13 protein-coding genes and 2 pseudogenes are annotated in these 13796 nt (G+C 57.7%); 7 read left to right on the top strand and 8 right to left on the bottom strand.

All coding sequences use genetic code 11. The features are described from left to right. Positions 1 to 151 precede the first annotated feature (151 nt). The 3 genes from ftsX to ftsY are packed head-to-tail and all read right to left on the bottom strand — an operon-like array spanning position 152 to position 3328. A complete protein-coding gene (gene ftsX, locus KTH07_RS21985) occupies positions 152 to 1207 on the bottom strand; it encodes a permease-like cell division protein FtsX (protein ID WP_017384126.1) in 1056 nt (351 codons plus the stop codon). Further along, entirely contained in the window at positions 1200 to 1865 is a 666-nt protein-coding gene (ftsE, locus tag KTH07_RS21980) for a cell division ATP-binding protein FtsE (protein ID WP_006812284.1), read from the bottom strand. The genes ftsX and ftsE overlap by 8 nt, the downstream gene beginning before the upstream one ends. Before the next feature lie 2 nt (positions 1866 to 1867). Then, on the bottom strand, positions 1868 to 3328 hold the full coding sequence (gene ftsY / locus KTH07_RS21975) for a signal recognition particle-docking protein FtsY (protein WP_032620985.1): 1461 nt from the start codon (positions 3326 to 3328) through the stop codon (positions 1868 to 1870). A gap of 127 nt (positions 3329 to 3455) precedes the next feature. Here ftsY and rsmD point away from each other — a divergent pair, with 127 nt between their 5' ends. Together rsmD and KTH07_RS21965 are read left to right on the top strand one after the other, a co-directional pair. Beyond that, the gene (rsmD, locus tag KTH07_RS21970; RefSeq protein WP_015571477.1) at positions 3456 to 4058 is read left to right on the top strand and encodes a 16S rRNA (guanine(966)-N(2))-methyltransferase; all 603 of its coding nucleotides are present in this window, start codon (positions 3456 to 3458) and stop codon (positions 4056 to 4058) included. Beyond that, a complete protein-coding gene (locus KTH07_RS21965) occupies positions 4042 to 4323 on the top strand; it encodes a DUF1145 family protein (protein WP_015571478.1) in 282 nt (93 codons plus the stop codon). The genes rsmD and KTH07_RS21965 overlap by 17 nt, the downstream gene beginning before the upstream one ends. Positions 4324 to 4403: 80 nt before the next feature. Here KTH07_RS21965 and KTH07_RS21960 read toward each other — a convergent pair whose 3' ends face one another. Next, positions 4404 to 4763 carry a DUF2500 domain-containing protein gene (locus KTH07_RS21960; protein WP_032620984.1) on the bottom strand — a complete coding sequence of 120 codons (360 nt, stop codon included), beginning with the start codon at positions 4761 to 4763 and terminating at the stop codon, positions 4404 to 4406. A gap of 129 nt (positions 4764 to 4892) precedes the next feature. Between KTH07_RS21960 and KTH07_RS21955 the strand changes: the two genes are divergently transcribed. Together KTH07_RS21955 and zntA are read left to right on the top strand one after the other, a co-directional pair. Then, positions 4893 to 5519: a lysoplasmalogenase gene (locus KTH07_RS21955; protein WP_003861515.1), complete on the top strand. Its 627-nt coding sequence runs from the start codon at positions 4893 to 4895 to the stop codon at positions 5517 to 5519. Between the two features lie 76 nt (positions 5520 to 5595). Further along, positions 5596 to 7768: pseudogene (gene zntA / locus KTH07_RS21950) on the top strand (Zn(II)/Cd(II)/Pb(II) translocating P-type ATPase ZntA). 121 nt (positions 7769 to 7889) lie between these two features. Here the strand turns inward: zntA and KTH07_RS21945 are convergent. The 4 genes and pseudogenes from KTH07_RS21945 to tusA form a co-directional block, all read right to left on the bottom strand. Further along, positions 7890 to 9155, bottom strand: a pseudogene (locus tag KTH07_RS21945) (TRAP transporter large permease); the annotation flags it as partial. A 10-nt stretch (positions 9156 to 9165) separates the two neighbouring features. After that, positions 9166 to 9675: a TRAP transporter small permease gene (locus KTH07_RS21940; protein ID WP_015571482.1), complete on the bottom strand. Its 510-nt coding sequence runs from the start codon at positions 9673 to 9675 to the stop codon at positions 9166 to 9168. 12 nt (positions 9676 to 9687) lie between these two features. Continuing rightward, positions 9688 to 10659, bottom strand: coding sequence for a TRAP transporter substrate-binding protein (locus tag KTH07_RS21935; RefSeq protein WP_032620982.1), 972 nt, complete (start codon positions 10657 to 10659; stop codon positions 9688 to 9690). A 233-nt stretch (positions 10660 to 10892) separates the two neighbouring features. After that, complete coding sequence (tusA, locus tag KTH07_RS21930) at positions 10893 to 11135, bottom strand: sulfurtransferase TusA (RefSeq protein WP_017693840.1); 243 nt, start codon at positions 11133 to 11135, stop codon at positions 10893 to 10895. A 169-nt stretch (positions 11136 to 11304) separates the two neighbouring features. Between tusA and KTH07_RS21925 the strand changes: the two genes are divergently transcribed. The 3 genes from KTH07_RS21925 to KTH07_RS21915 all read left to right on the top strand — a co-directional run bounded on the left by KTH07_RS21925 (position 11305) and on the right by KTH07_RS21915 (position 13785). After that, positions 11305 to 11970, top strand: a complete 666-nt coding sequence (locus KTH07_RS21925) for a 7-cyano-7-deazaguanine/7-aminomethyl-7-deazaguanine transporter (RefSeq protein WP_032620981.1) — start codon at positions 11305 to 11307, stop codon at positions 11968 to 11970. Positions 11971 to 12042: 72 nt separating this feature from the next. Next, on the top strand, positions 12043 to 12600 hold the full coding sequence (locus tag KTH07_RS21920) for a DcrB family lipoprotein (protein WP_032620980.1): 558 nt from the start codon (positions 12043 to 12045) through the stop codon (positions 12598 to 12600). A gap of 135 nt (positions 12601 to 12735) precedes the next feature. Next, positions 12736 to 13785 carry an AI-2E family transporter gene (locus KTH07_RS21915; RefSeq protein ID WP_003861270.1) on the top strand — a complete coding sequence of 350 codons (1050 nt, stop codon included), beginning with the start codon at positions 12736 to 12738 and terminating at the stop codon, positions 13783 to 13785. Positions 13786 to 13796: the final 11 nt, after the last annotated feature.

The following is a 13796-nucleotide window of genomic DNA, read 5'->3' as shown; positions in this document are numbered from 1 at the left end:
GACAGTGATTTTATCCACAAGTTCCAGGTGCAACAGTGAATAAATTACGCACAAAATGTGACATGAAGATGATTACAGGGGAAGAGACAACAGGGACGCTTTCCCTGCAAGCGAACATCTCGGTGCAGGGAAAGATTATATCACGCTTTTATTAGTCGGGAGTAAAGTGGCGTAAATGTTGAACCGTTGCCAGCCATGCCGCCACCCAGCCGATCATGGAGCACACCAGCAGCAACAGCAGGCACTCATCGAACCCTAAGCCACTGATATCAAACTTAGTTCCGAAAACCTGCGCCACTTCAGTCACGGCAGACGACAGCCGCATCACCAAAATTTCTGACAATATCAATGAAAGAAATGCACCAGAAAAACCTAATAACGCGCCGCCGTAAAGGAACGGGCGGAGGATGAAACCATCCGTTGCGCCAATCAGTTTCTGCACGTTGATGGTATCGCGACGGGCGAAGATGCTCAGGCGCACGCTATTACCGATGACGAGGAACACCGCCGCCACCATCAGCACGCCGATCATCGCCGACACGCGTCCTACCAGCCCGGTCAGGGCGGCAAGACGGGCAAACCAGCTGTCGTCCATGCGCACTTCATCAATCCCGTTAATGCGGGTAATGCGGTCGCGCAGGGTGTTGAGCGAATCCGTGCCCTGGAAATCGAGTTTCGGGATCACCACCGCCACGGCGGGCAGCGGGTTCTCTTCAAGCATATCCAGCGCGCCGCCGAATCCGGACCAGTTGCGGAACTCACCCAGCGCTTCATCGCGGGAAAGATAGTTCACCTTCTCCACGCCCTGCTCGGCCTGAATCTGCCCCACCACCTGAGCCGCCGCGTTATCGTCGAGGGCTTTATCCAGATAAACGGTGATCTGCGGCGACGGATAGTACTGGGACGCCGCCTGGTTTACGTTTTTGTAAACCATGTAGCAGACGCTGGGCAGCGTCAGGGAGATGGCAATCACCATCACCGTCAGGAACGTCGCCAGCGGTTTGCTTTTCAGATCCTGCAACGCGCCCTGGAAGGCGTACCGCACCTGCTCGTTAAAGACGTTGGTTTTGCGGGAGTTCGGTTTCGGTGCCGCTTTGGCACGCTTAGGCGCATTGCGATTGCCGTCCCCGCCGCCCTGAGGCTTGCGGAAACGGTCAAACCGGTTGCTGAACTGCCGAATCTGGTTCATTGCATCACGCTTATTCACCGTGGCCTCCGTGCAAATGCCCGTCGCTCAGGGTCAGCATGCGGTACGAACGGCGGGAGATCAGCCCCATGTCGTGCGTCGCCATCAGTACCGTGACCCCCACGCGGTTAAATTCCTCAAACAGACGCAGGATCCCTTCAGAGAGGGCATCGTCCAGGTTACCGGTCGGTTCATCCGCCAGCAAAACGGCAGGCTTGTTCACTACCGCGCGGGCGATACCCACGCGCTGCTGCTCACCGCCGGAGAGCTGGATCGGGAAGTTCTTCGCTTTGTCCAGCAGCCCGACCTTATCCAGCGCCGCCGAAACGCGACGGCGGATATCATCGTAACTGGCGCCAGCAATAATCAGCGGGATCGCGACGTTATCGAAAACCGTGCGATCCATCAGCAGGTGGTGATCCTGGAAAATCATGCCAATCTGACGACGCAGGAACGGCACTTCACGGTTCTTAAGACGGCTAATTTCATGGCCGCTGAACCAGATTTTCCCGGCGCTTGGCCGCTCGATCCCACAGATCAGCTTGAGCAGGGTACTTTTCCCCGCGCCGGAATGGCCGGTCAGGAATGCCATCTCGCCTGGCTGGAGGTGGAATGTCACCCCCTGTAGCGCTTGTCTCCCGCCGAGATAGGCCTTGCTGACGTGTTCAAAGCGAATCATTGTTAGTCCTCTCGGGCAAATAGTGCCTCAATAAAGTCGTCCGCTTTAAACGGACGTAAATCCTCAATACGCTCGCCCACACCGATGTAACGGATAGGAATGCCGAACTGGTCGGCCACGGAGAAGATCACCCCGCCTTTCGCGGTACCGTCCAGCTTGGTCAGCGCGATCCCGGTCAGTCCTACCGCTTCATGGAACAGTTTCGCCTGGCTGATGGCGTTCTGTCCGGTGCTGGCGTCAATAGTCAGCATAATTTCATGCGGTGCATCTTCGTCCAGCTTCTTCATGACGCGAACGATTTTCTTCAGCTCTTCCATCAGGTGCGATTTGTTCTGCAAACGCCCTGCGGTATCCGCAATCAGCACGTCCACGTTACGCGACTTCGCCGCCTGGATGGCATCGAAAATCACGGACGCGGAATCCGCGCCGGTGTGCTGTGCAATAACCGGAATATTGTTGCGCTGGCCCCACACCTGAAGTTGTTCCACCGCTGCCGCACGGAAGGTATCGCCCGCCGCCAGCATCACCGATTTGCCCTGCTGCTCAAACTGGCGCGCCAGCTTGCCGATGGTGGTGGTTTTGCCCACGCCGTTGACGCCAACCATCAGGATAACAAACGGCATTTTGCCTTCAATATTAAGCGGTTCGTCAACTTTTGCGAGAATTTCACCCATCTCGTCTTTCAGCAGGCCGTACAGCGCCTCGGCGTCACGCAGCTGTTTGCGGCTCGCCCCTTCGGTCAGGTTGGCGATGATCTTCCGGGTGGTTTCCACGCCCACGTCCGCAATCAGCAGCTGCTCTTCCAGCTCCTCAAACAGATCGTCGTCGATCTTTTTGCCGCGGAACAGACTGATAAATCCGGAACCTAAATTTTCTTTGGTTTTGAGCAGGCTGCGCTTCAGGCGCGCGAAGAAACCTTCTTTAGTCGGTTTTTCTTGCTCCTGAACGATCTCTTCTTCGGCCTGCGCTTCCACCGGCACGACGATGACCGCTTCTTCAGCCGCTTCCGCCGCCAGCGCCTGGGCTTCCAGCTCTTCGTCGGTCAGCTCTGGCTCAAGGGCCGCTTCTTCTTCCACCGCCTCAACAATTTCAACGGTTTCCGCTTCGGCCTGCCACTCTTCGGCAGAAACCTCTTCAGCTTTCACCTCTTCCGGCAGCGGCAGCTCTTCGTGTTCGATAGTGGCCTGCGGCGCTTCGTTAAGGGTTTCAACGATAACCGGCTCTGGTTTTTCGCTCTCCTGAACCTGTTCAGTAACCTCAACCACCTCTTCGGCAAAGGATTCAATCTCTTCTTTGCTGTGGGCTGGCTCTTCCGCTTCGACAACCGCAGCGGTTTCGACAGGCGTTTCAGGCTTTGACGGCTCTTCTACAACCTGCTGTTCTTCGGTTTTCTGTTCTGTTTCTTGCTCTTTTTCACCGAAACCCAACCAGGAAAAGAAGCCACGTTTTTTTTGTTTTGCCATCTGCGACTACACTCCTCGCGGCGCTATATACAGGGAAGCTAAAAAAATGATGAAATAGTCTAACACTTTACTTAATTGACATCACCGCCCGCAATCGCAGGGCAATGGTTAACAGAGCTTTCCTGAGATGAAGAAACCCACCCGCGCCCCGGCCGGTCAAATTCGCATTATCGGCGGTCAGTGGCGAGGCCGGAAATTACCGGTGCCGGACAGCCCCGGTTTACGCCCCACCACGGACCGCGTTCGCGAGACGCTGTTTAACTGGCTCGCCCCGTCTATGGTAGACGCCAACTGCCTGGACTGCTTCGCCGGAAGCGGTGCATTGGGGCTGGAAGCGCTGTCGCGTTATGCCGCCAGCGCCACGCTGCTGGAGATGGAGCGCGGCGTCGCGCAGACGTTGCAGCAAAATCTGGCTACGCTGAAGGCAACCAACGCGAAAGTGGTGAATACCAACACGCTGAGCTTCCTCGCCCAACAGGGGACGCCCTTCAACGTGGTGTTTGTTGACCCGCCGTTCCGTAAAGGGCTGCTGGAAGAGACATTATCGTTGCTGGAAAAAAATGGCTGGCTGGCAGACGACGCGCTGATTTACGTTGAAAGCGAAGTGGAAAATGGCCTGCCGCCCGTTCCCGTTCACTGGGATCTGCACCGCGAGAAGGTCGCCGGCCAGGTGGCTTATCGTCTGTATCACCGTCAGGCACAAGGAGGATCCGATGCCAGTACTGATTAACGTAGGGCGCGTGCTGATGCTGGGCGTCTGGGCATTTTTGATTTTGAATCTGGTGCACCCGTTCCCACGTCCGCTGAATATCTTTATTAACGTGGCGCTGATTTTTACCGCGTTCATGCATGCCTTGCAGATGGTGATGCTGAAAAACGGTCTGCCGAAAGATGGCCCACCGATGACCGGCTGGCAGCAGCTGCGGGTGTTTATTTTCGGCGTGTTTGAGCTGCTGGTGTGGATGAAGAAGTTTAAGGCGCAGGTGAAGAAGTAAGGTGCGCTATTGCCCGGTGGCGCGCAGCGATCCGGGCCTACGTAACCCCGTAGGCCGGGCAAACGCAGTGCCGCCCGGCATTACTGCTCAGGTGTAAAACCTTCAAACCGCGACCCTTTGTAACTCAGCGTGCCTTTCTCCCCCACCGTCAGCTGGTGGTACTGCTGCGCCTCCAGGCGGAAGGTCATCTCCAGCCCGCCGGTTTCCGGCTTAAAGCTCGCTTCATAGCGCATCGTTGTGCCCGCTGGCGTCACCTGCTGCTGGCGGGAGCGGCGGTCGTTAAGCGGCTTCTCACGCTTGTTCGTCACCACCACGCGCTTTTGCATCAGCGGCGCGGCGTCATTGTCGGCCTTCTCACGGCGCTGCTGCACGAAGCGAAACGAGGCGGCAATGACGATAATCGCCACCACGATAATGAAAAACAGCGGCATCTTGCTCATTGAAAAATCCCATCAGATTATGCGGAATTCAGGATACCTCGCCTGCCCCGGCATTGCCAAACGCCCGCTCGCGTCACTACACTGGATCAGGAACTGATCATTCAGCCTCAACAGTTACAGGGAGTTAATATGCTTTGGTCATTTATCGCTGTCTGTTTTTCCGCATGGCTTTACGTCGATGCGTCTTACCGTGGCCCAGCCTGGCAGCGCTGGTTGTTTAAACCCGTCACGCTATTACTCCTGCTGTTGCTTGCCTGGCAGGCCCCGATGTTTAACGCCGTTAGCTATCTTGTCCTCGCGGGGCTGTGTGCTTCCCTGATTGGCGATGCCTTAACCCTGCTGCCGCGCCAGCGCCTGCTGTACGCCGTGGGGGCATTCTTCCTGTCGCATCTGCTCTATACCATCTACTTTGCCAGCCAGATGACGCTCTCCTTCTTCTGGCCGCTGCCGCTGGTGCTGCTGGTGATTGGCGCCCTGCTGATCGCGGTGATCTGGTCGCGTCTGGAAGAGATGCGTCTCCCGGTCTGTACGTTTATCGCCATGACGCTGGTGATGGTGTGGCTGGCGGGCGAGCTGTGGTTCTTCCGTCCGACCGCTCCGGCAATGTCTGCGTTCTTCGGTGCCGCACTGTTGCTGTTGGGTAATATCGTCTGGCTGGGCAGCCACTATCGCCGCCGCTTCCGTGCGGATAATGCGATTTCCGCCGCCTGTTACTTTGCCGGACACTTCCTGATTGTGCGTTCGCTGTATATCTAAATAACGCTTGACTCTGGAGTCGACTCCAGAGTGTATGCTGCGGTTAATGAGAAAATTATCATTACCGGAGACTGCCATGTCGACTCCAGAAACACCTAAAAAAGTTCCCCAATTCTCGGCACTTAAGCTCAGCCCGGTTCCGCCAAAAGAGGACTGCTGCTGCGAGGGCGCGTGCGAAACCCGGACCGAAGCGCTGCCTGAAAACGGCAATCACTACAGCTGGGTGGTCAACGGCATGGACTGCGCGGCCTGCGCCCGCAAAGTGGAAAATGCAGTGAAGCAGGTGCCGGGTGTGAACCACGTTCAGGTGCTGTTCGCTACCGAAAAGCTGCTGGTCAGCGCCGAAAACGACGTCAGCAGACAGGTTGAAGCCGCCGTCAGCAAAGCGGGTTATACCCTGCGCAGCGAAACGGCGCCCGCAGAAAAAACGTCCCCGCTAAAAGAAAATCTGCCGCTCATTACCCTCATCATCATGATGGCCCTGAGCTGGGGGCTGGAGCAAATCAACCACCCGTTCGGCAACCTGGCGTTTATCGCCACCACGCTGGTTGGCCTGTTCCCGATTGCGCGTCAGGCGCTGCGTCTGATGAGAAGCGGCAGCTGGTTTGCCATCGAAACGCTGATGAGCGTGGCGGCTATCGGGGCGCTGTTTATTGGCGCGACGGCGGAAGCGGCGATGGTGCTGCTGCTGTTCTTAATTGGCGAACGCCTTGAGGGCTGGGCGGCGAGCCGGGCGCGTAAAGGGGTGAGCGCGCTGATGGCGCTGAAGCCGGAAACCGCCACGCGGGTTATTCATGGTCAGCGTGAAACGGTCGCCATCAATACCCTGCGCCCGGGCGACGTGATTGAAGTGCCCGCAGGCGGACGTCTGCCAGCCGATGGTACCCTCATTACCGCCACCGCGAGCTTTGACGAAAGCGCCCTGACCGGGGAATCCATCCCGGTAGCGCGCGCGGCAGGTGAAAAGGTGCCTGCGGGCGCCACCAGCGTCGACCGACTGGTGCTGCTGACGGTCCTTTCCGAACCGGGCGACAGCGCCATCGACCGCATCCTCAGGCTGATAGAAGAAGCCGAGGAGCGCCGCGCGCCGGTAGAACGCTTTATCGATCGCTTCAGCCGGATTTACACCCCCGCCATCATGCTGGTGGCGCTGCTGGTCACCGTCGTCCCGCCGCTGTTCTTCGGCGCGCCGTGGGAGGGCTGGATTTACAAAGGGCTGACGCTGCTGCTGATCGGCTGCCCGTGTGCGCTGGTGATATCCACCCCGGCGGCGATTACCTCAGGGCTGGCGGCGGCGGCGCGGCGCGGGGCGTTGATTAAGGGCGGCGCGGCGCTGGAACAGCTGAGCCAGATTCAGCACATCGCCTTCGATAAAACCGGCACGCTGACGGTTGGCAAGCCGCAGGTGACCGGCGTGTATCCGCAGGACATCAGTGAAGACGAGTTGCTTATACTGGCCGCCGCCGTTGAACAGGGCTCCACCCACCCTCTGGCGCAGGCGATTGTGCGTGAAGCGAAGGGGCGCGGGCTGAACATCCCTCCGGCAACCGCCCAGCGAGCGCTGGTCGGGTCGGGGATTGAGGCTGTGGTCGAAGGCAAAAAAGTGCTGATCGCCGCGGCAGGCGCGTACCCGAATCCACAGGTTGAGGCATTAGAGCAGGCCGGGCAGACGGTCGTTGCCGTGATGCAGGACGGTGTACCGATGGGCATGCTGGCGCTGCGCGACACCCTGCGTGACGATGCGAAAGACGCCGTCGACGCGCTGCACAGGCTGGGGGTACAGGGCGTGATCCTGACCGGTGATAACCCGCGTGCGGCGGCGGCGATTGCCGGCGAGCTGGGGCTGGAGTTTAAGGCCGGATTGTTGCCTGCGGATAAAGTCAGCGCGGTAACCGAGCTGAACGGTCATGCCCCGCTGGCGATGGTCGGGGACGGGATAAACGACGCCCCGGCAATGAAGGCTTCCACCATCGGCATTGCGATGGGCAGCGGTACCGACGTGGCGCTGGAGACCGCCGACGCGGCGCTGACGCACAACCGCCTGACCGGGCTGGCGCAGATGATAGATCTTGCGCGGGCGACGCGGGCTAATATTCGGCAAAACATCGGCATTGCGCTGGGTCTGAAGGGGGATTTTCCTGGTCACCACGCTGCTCGGCATGACCGGACTGTGGCTGGCGGTACTGGCGGATACGGGGGCGACGGTGCTGGTTACGGCGAACGCGTTGCGGCTGTTGCGCCGTCGGTAAAAATGCCCGGTGGCGGCTACGCCTTACCGGGCCTACAACATCTCTGAACCGTAACCGTAGGCCGGGTAAGGCGTAGCCGCCACCCGGCATAAAACGGCGTCACTGCATCCCTAGCACCCCCCGGCAACCACAATGATATCGCCGGGATGTATGTCACCATCCCCAGCACTACCAGCAACATACCGTAAAACGGCAGCATCGCCCGCACCACGTGCTCGATCTTCTGCTTACTCACCGCGCTCGCCACGAACAGCACCGACCCGACCGGCGGCGTGATCAGCCCAATCCCCAGGTTCACCATCATGATCATTCCGAAATGCACCGGATCGATCCCCAGCGAGTTGGTCACCGGCAGCAGTACCGGGGTCAGGATCAGGATGATCGGCGCCATGTCCATTAGCGTGCCAATCAACAGCAGCATGATATTGAGGTACATGAGGATCACGTATTTGTTATCGGAGAGCGACGTGAAGAATTCGGTGATGCGCATCGGCAGCTGCATGTAGGTCATTACCGCGCCAAACGCCGCGGCAAAGCCAATCAAAATCATCACGATGGTGACGGTTTTCACCGTGCGACACATCAGCTTCGGCAGTTCATTCCACTTGTAATCGCGGTAAATGAACATGGTGACGAAGAACGCCCACAGGCAGGCCACGGCGGCAGATTCGGTCGCCGTGAATATCCCGGACAAGATCCCGCCGAGGATAATCACCACCGTCATCAGCCCCCACAGGGCATCGAGCATGATTTTCAGCGCCTGCCTGAACGGGATTTTGTCCCCCTTCGGATAGCCGCGCTTGCGGGCGAAGCACAGGCAGAGCACCATCAGGCTCACGCCCAGCAGCAGGCCCGGCAGCACGCCCGCGATAAACAGCGTGGCGATGGAGACCGTTCCCCCTGCCGCCAGGGAGTAAATCACCGAGTTGTGGCTGGGCGGGATCAGGATCGCCTGCACCGACCCGCTGGCCGTCACCGCCGCCGCGTATTCGCGCGGATAGCCCTTCTTCTCCATCTCCGGGATCATCACGCTGCCGATAGACGCCGTATCCGCCACCGACGAGCCGGAAATCGCGCCGAAGAACGTTGATGCCACGATGTTCACCAGCGACAGCCCGCCGCGAATAAAGCCGACAAAAACGTACGCGAAGTTGACCAGCCGTCGGGCAATGCCCCCTTCCGCCATGATCGCCCCGGCAAGAATGAAGAACGGGATCGCCAGCAGGGTAAATTTATTCACCCCGCTGGTGATCTGGATCATCAACGCCTCCAGCGGCAGATCGATCCACAACGCCCCCGCCACGGCGCTTAACCCGACGGCGAAAGCCACCGGCATCCCCAGCGCCAGCAAAATGGCGAGGGTGAATAACAAAACAAACGCATCCATTGTTCACCCCTTAACTGTGATTGCCGATCAGCACGACCGGACGGTTTTCCTGCGAGCCAAACAGCAGGCGTTCAAGCACAAACAGGATCAAAATGGCCGATCCGACAGGTAGCGGCAGATAGCTTTCGCCGGAGGTCAGAAGCGGAAACTCCGCCACCGGCTGCTCCCACAGCTCGACGCACAGCCAGTAGCTGTACCAGCACATCAGGCCTGAAATCAGCAGCATCAGCAGATCCACCATCCGCGCGCACACTCTTTGCAGCGACGCGGGCAGGCGGTCGGTGAGCATGTTGACCGCAATATGCGACCCGGCGCGGTAGCTCACCGCCGCGCCGATAAAGGTAAACGTCACCATGCAGATAATGGCGATCGGCTCCGGCCAGGATTCGCCGCGATTAAGCACGTAGCGTGAAAAAATGCCGATGGGGATGACAATCGTCATCACCAACAGCGAAATACCCGCCACCGCCATGGCGAACAGGTACAGACGGTCCATCCACTTCAGGTAGAGTTCGGACATACGTACTCCGGTTTACTGGACGTCAGCGATGGCTTTCATCAGATCCTGATGCTTATCGCCATACTGCGCGCGCACCGGCTCTGTCGCCTTGATAAACACCGTTTTATCAATGTCGTGGAACTGCACCCCGCCGGCCTTCATTTTCGCCAGCGCCTGGTCGTTATACGCATTCCACAGCTTGCGCTGCTCGAACTGCGCTTCGCGGGCCAGCGCCAGGATCTTTTGCTGTTCGTCAGCGCTGAGCTTGTCCCATTTCACTTTGGAATAGAGCAGCATTTCCGGGGTGATGAAGTGGCCGCTCAGCGTATAGTTTTTGGCGACCGGCATATAGTTGTGGGCGATAAAGGTTGGCGGGTTGTTCTCCGCGCCGTCGATCACCCCGGTCTGCATGCCGCTGTAAACCTCGCTGACGCCCATCGCCACCGAGTTCGCCCCCATCGCTTTCAGCGTGGCCAGCGCCACCGGGCTGCCCTGCACGCGGATTTTCTTCCCTTTCAGATCGTCCGGTTTGACGATCGGCTCTTTGGTGATCAGGTTACGGGTGCCGGAATCCATCCAGCCAAGGAAGACCAGACGCGATTTCGGGTTGGCGGTGAGTTTGTCGCCGATCTGCTTGCCGATATCCCCGTCGATCACCTTGTGCATGTGGTCTTCATCGCGGAATACGTAGGGCAGCGTAAACACTTCGATATCCGGCAGAATGGCAGCCACCGGCGCCATGGAGACGCGGATCATGTCGATCGCCCCCATCTGCGCCTGCTCAATCATCTGCTTTTCATCCCCCAGCACGCCGCCGGGGAAGACCTTAATCTCCAGCTTGCCATCGGTTTGTTGTTTGAGTTTTTCACCCATGTGCTGAACCGCCACCACGTTCGGGTAGCCTTCGGGATGCACATCGGCGGCTTTGATGGTCTGGGCAGAAACGGTGCAGGCAAAAGCAGACAGGCACAGCGCGGCCAGTAACGGCTTGAGGGTCGTTTTCATTGAGTCAACTCCAGGGTAGTGAGATAAGCGTTAAAACGGTGTTTTAGTTTTTGACGCTTAAAAATTAGACTACGGCTGGAAAAGGGAGGGTGAAGCGCCTCACAAAAGCGCGAAATTTTGAAACGATGGTTCGAAATTGTGATGAGTACTTGTCGGGTGGCGGCTGCGCCTTACCCGACCTACTACACCCGTAGGCCCGTGCAAGCGAAGCGCCGCCGGGCGTCAGGCCGCACTTACCCCTTACGAATCAAATACCGGTACGGCAAGGTCTCGGTTTGCTGCGCCACCAGTTCATGTTCCATAAAGGTACAAAAGCCGGGGATATCACGGGTGGTAGCCGGGTCGTCAGCGACGATCAGCAGCGTTTCGCCGGTCTGCATGTTGCGCACGGTTTTGCGCACCATCATTACCGGCTCCGGGCAGCGGAGGCCCTGAGCATCAAGCGTGTGGTCTGGGCTGGAAAACAGGTCGGTCATTTTCTTCTCGTTCAGGTAAAAACGGCTGTAGTTTACGCCCCGCTATCGCCAATGCAAACCAGGTTAACGATTGCGTGAAAATTAGCCATTGCAAAGTGTCGTCAAAGCAGTATCATGCGGCGGCTTTATTGGGTTCCCTCACCCCAAATATTAATCAAAAAGGTACAATATGAACTCCTTTACACAATCGCAGCGCGTCAAGGCGTTGTTCTGGCTTTCGCTATTTCATCTGCTGGTGATCATCTCCAGTAACTATCTGGTACAGCTCCCCATCTCCATTTTTGGTTTCCATACCACCTGGGGCGCGTTCAGTTTCCCGTTTATTTTCCTTGCCACGGATTTAACCGTGCGTATTTTTGGCGCACCGCTGGCGCGGCGGATTATTTTTGCGGTGATGATCCCGGCACTGTTTGTCTCCTACGCCATCTCCTCGCTGTTTTACATGGGCAGCTGGCAGGGCTTCGACGCGCTGACGCACTTCAACCTGTTTGTCGCGCGTATTGCCGCCGCCAGCTTTATGGCTTATGCCCTCGGGCAGATCCTCGATGTCCACGTGTTTAACCGCCTGCGTCAAAACCATCGCTGGTGGATGGCGCCAACGGCCTCCACGCTGTTCGGTAACGTGAGCGATACGCTGGCCTTCTTCTTCATCGCCTTCTGGCGCAGCCCGGACGCCTTCATGGCAGAACACTGGATGGAAATCGCTCTGGTGGACTACGCCTTTAAGGTGCTTATCAGCCTGGTCTTCTTCCTGCCGATGTACGGCGTACTGTTGAATATGCTGCTGAAAAGGCTGGCAGATAAATCTGAAATCTCCGCATTGCAGGCAGGTTAAGGGTTAGCTTTATCAGTTGTGATAAGATGAACGAATGAGCCGTTATGGCCGTTTATCGAAAGGAAGAAGTCAATGCGCAATCTGGTTAAATATGTCGGGATTGGCCTGCTGGTTGTTGGCCTTGCAGCCTGTGATAACAGCGACACCAAAACGCCTGCTCAGGGCGCGTCAGCAGAAAGCAACGTCACCGGTCAGCCGGTGAGCCTGATGGATGGCAAACTCAGTTTCTCTCTGCCTGCGGACATGACCGACCAGAGCGGTAAGCTGGGTACCCAGGCGAACAACATGCACGTCTATTCCGATGCCACCGGCCAAAAAGCGGTGATTGTGATCGTCGGTGACGATACCAGCGAAGATCTGGGCGTGCTGGCCAAACGCCTGGAAGATCAGCAGCGCAGCCGCGACCCGCAGCTTCAGGTGGTCACCAACAAGTCTGTTGAACTGAAAGGCCACACGCTGCAACAGCTGGACAGCATCATCTCTGCCAAAGGCCAGACCGCCTACTCCTCCGTGGTGCTCGGCAAGGTGGACAATAAACTGCTGACCATGCAGATCACCCTGCCGGCAGACAATCAGCAGAAAGCGCAGACCGCCGCTGAAAACATCATTAACACCCTCGTGATCCAGTAATAGTTCACCAGGATGCCGTGGCCTCCGTCGCTTGCGCCGGGGGCCATTTTTTTGCCACGACTTTCAGACTAACGCTCCAGACGAAGCCCATCCGGCGCACTACAATTAACACGCCCCCCGGAAAAAGGAATTCTTATGACTGCCAGCCCGCCCGACAAAGCCGGACTTCATATTTTATTAAAACTTGCCTGCCTGGTGGTTATCCTTGCGGGTATCCACGCGGCGGCGGATATCATTGTTCAGCTTCTGCTGGCGCTGTTTTTCGCCATTGTGCTCAACCCGCTGGTGACATGGTTTTTACGCCGCGGCATCAGCCGCCCGGTCGCGATTACCATTGTGGTGATGGTGATGCTGGTTGTCCTGACGGCGCTGTTCGGCGTGCTTGCCGCCTCGCTGAGCGAATTTTCCACCATGCTGCCGCAGTACAATAAAGAGCTGACGCGCAAGCTGGTCGATCTTCAGCGCATGTTGCCGTTCGTGAATCTGCATATCTCACCGGAACGGATGCTGCGTCGGATGGATTCCGAGAAGGTGATGACCTACGCCACCACGTTGATGACCGGGCTTTCCGGGGCAATGGCCAGCATTCTGCTGCTGGTGATGACGGTGGTGTTTATGCTGTTCGAAGTGCGCCACGTGCCGTATAAACTGCGTTTTGCCCTGAACAATCCTCAGATCCACATTGCCGGCTTGCACCGCGCGCTGAAGGGCGTATCCAAATATCTGGCGCTGAAAACGCTGTTAAGCCTGTGGACCGGCGTGATCGTCTGGCTGGGGCTGGTACTGCTGGACGTGCAGTTCGCGCTGATGTGGGGCGTGCTGGCCTTTTTACTAAACTACGTACCCAATATCGGCGCGGTGCTTTCCGCCGTTCCGCCGATGATCCAGGCGTTCCTGTTTAACGGTTTTTATGAGTGCATGCTGGTAGGGGCGCTGTTCCTTGTCGTGCATATGGTGCTGGGTAACATTCTCGAGCCGCGCATGATGGGCCACCGTCTGGGCATGTCGACGATGGTGGTGTTTTTATCGTTACTGATCTGGGGATGGCTGCTGGGTCCGGTGGGCATGCTGCTCTCCGTGCCGCTCACCAGCGTCTGTAAAATCTGGATGGAAACCACGAAAGGAGGCAGTAAACTCGCCATTCTTCTGGGTCCGGGTCGGCCAAAAAGCCGTTTGCCGGGATAACCGGGTGGAAA

This window comes from Enterobacter cloacae complex sp. ECL72, assembly GCF_019056635.1.
Classification (GTDB): Bacteria; Pseudomonadota; Gammaproteobacteria; order Enterobacterales; family Enterobacteriaceae; genus Enterobacter; species Enterobacter hormaechei_C.
This window is presented reverse-complemented; position numbering and strand designations above follow the sequence as displayed.

Excerpts from the sequence above, each read along its gene's own strand:
- ftsE (WP_006812284.1), bottom strand. The coding sequence starts at position 1,865 with ATGATTCGCTTTGAACACGTCAGCAAGGCCTATCTCGGCGGGAGACAA.
- ftsY (WP_032620985.1), bottom strand. The coding sequence starts at position 3,328 with ATGGCAAAACAAAAAAAACGTGGCTTCTTTTCCTGGTTGGGTTTCGGT.
- rsmD (WP_015571477.1), top strand. The coding sequence starts at position 3,456 with ATGAAGAAACCCACCCGCGCCCCGGCCGGTCAAATTCGCATTATCGGC.
- KTH07_RS21965 (WP_015571478.1), top strand. The coding sequence starts at position 4,042 with ATGCCAGTACTGATTAACGTAGGGCGCGTGCTGATGCTGGGCGTCTGG.
- KTH07_RS21960 (WP_032620984.1), bottom strand. The coding sequence starts at position 4,763 with ATGAGCAAGATGCCGCTGTTTTTCATTATCGTGGTGGCGATTATCGTC.
- KTH07_RS21955 (WP_003861515.1), top strand. The coding sequence starts at position 4,893 with ATGCTTTGGTCATTTATCGCTGTCTGTTTTTCCGCATGGCTTTACGTC.
- KTH07_RS21940 (WP_015571482.1), bottom strand. The coding sequence starts at position 9,675 with ATGTCCGAACTCTACCTGAAGTGGATGGACCGTCTGTACCTGTTCGCC.
- KTH07_RS21935 (WP_032620982.1), bottom strand. The coding sequence starts at position 10,659 with ATGAAAACGACCCTCAAGCCGTTACTGGCCGCGCTGTGCCTGTCTGCT.
- tusA (WP_017693840.1), bottom strand. The coding sequence starts at position 11,135 with ATGACCGACCTGTTTTCCAGCCCAGACCACACGCTTGATGCTCAGGGC.
- KTH07_RS21925 (WP_032620981.1), top strand. The coding sequence starts at position 11,305 with ATGAACTCCTTTACACAATCGCAGCGCGTCAAGGCGTTGTTCTGGCTT.
- KTH07_RS21920 (WP_032620980.1), top strand. The coding sequence starts at position 12,043 with ATGCGCAATCTGGTTAAATATGTCGGGATTGGCCTGCTGGTTGTTGGC.
- KTH07_RS21915 (WP_003861270.1), top strand. The coding sequence starts at position 12,736 with ATGACTGCCAGCCCGCCCGACAAAGCCGGACTTCATATTTTATTAAAA.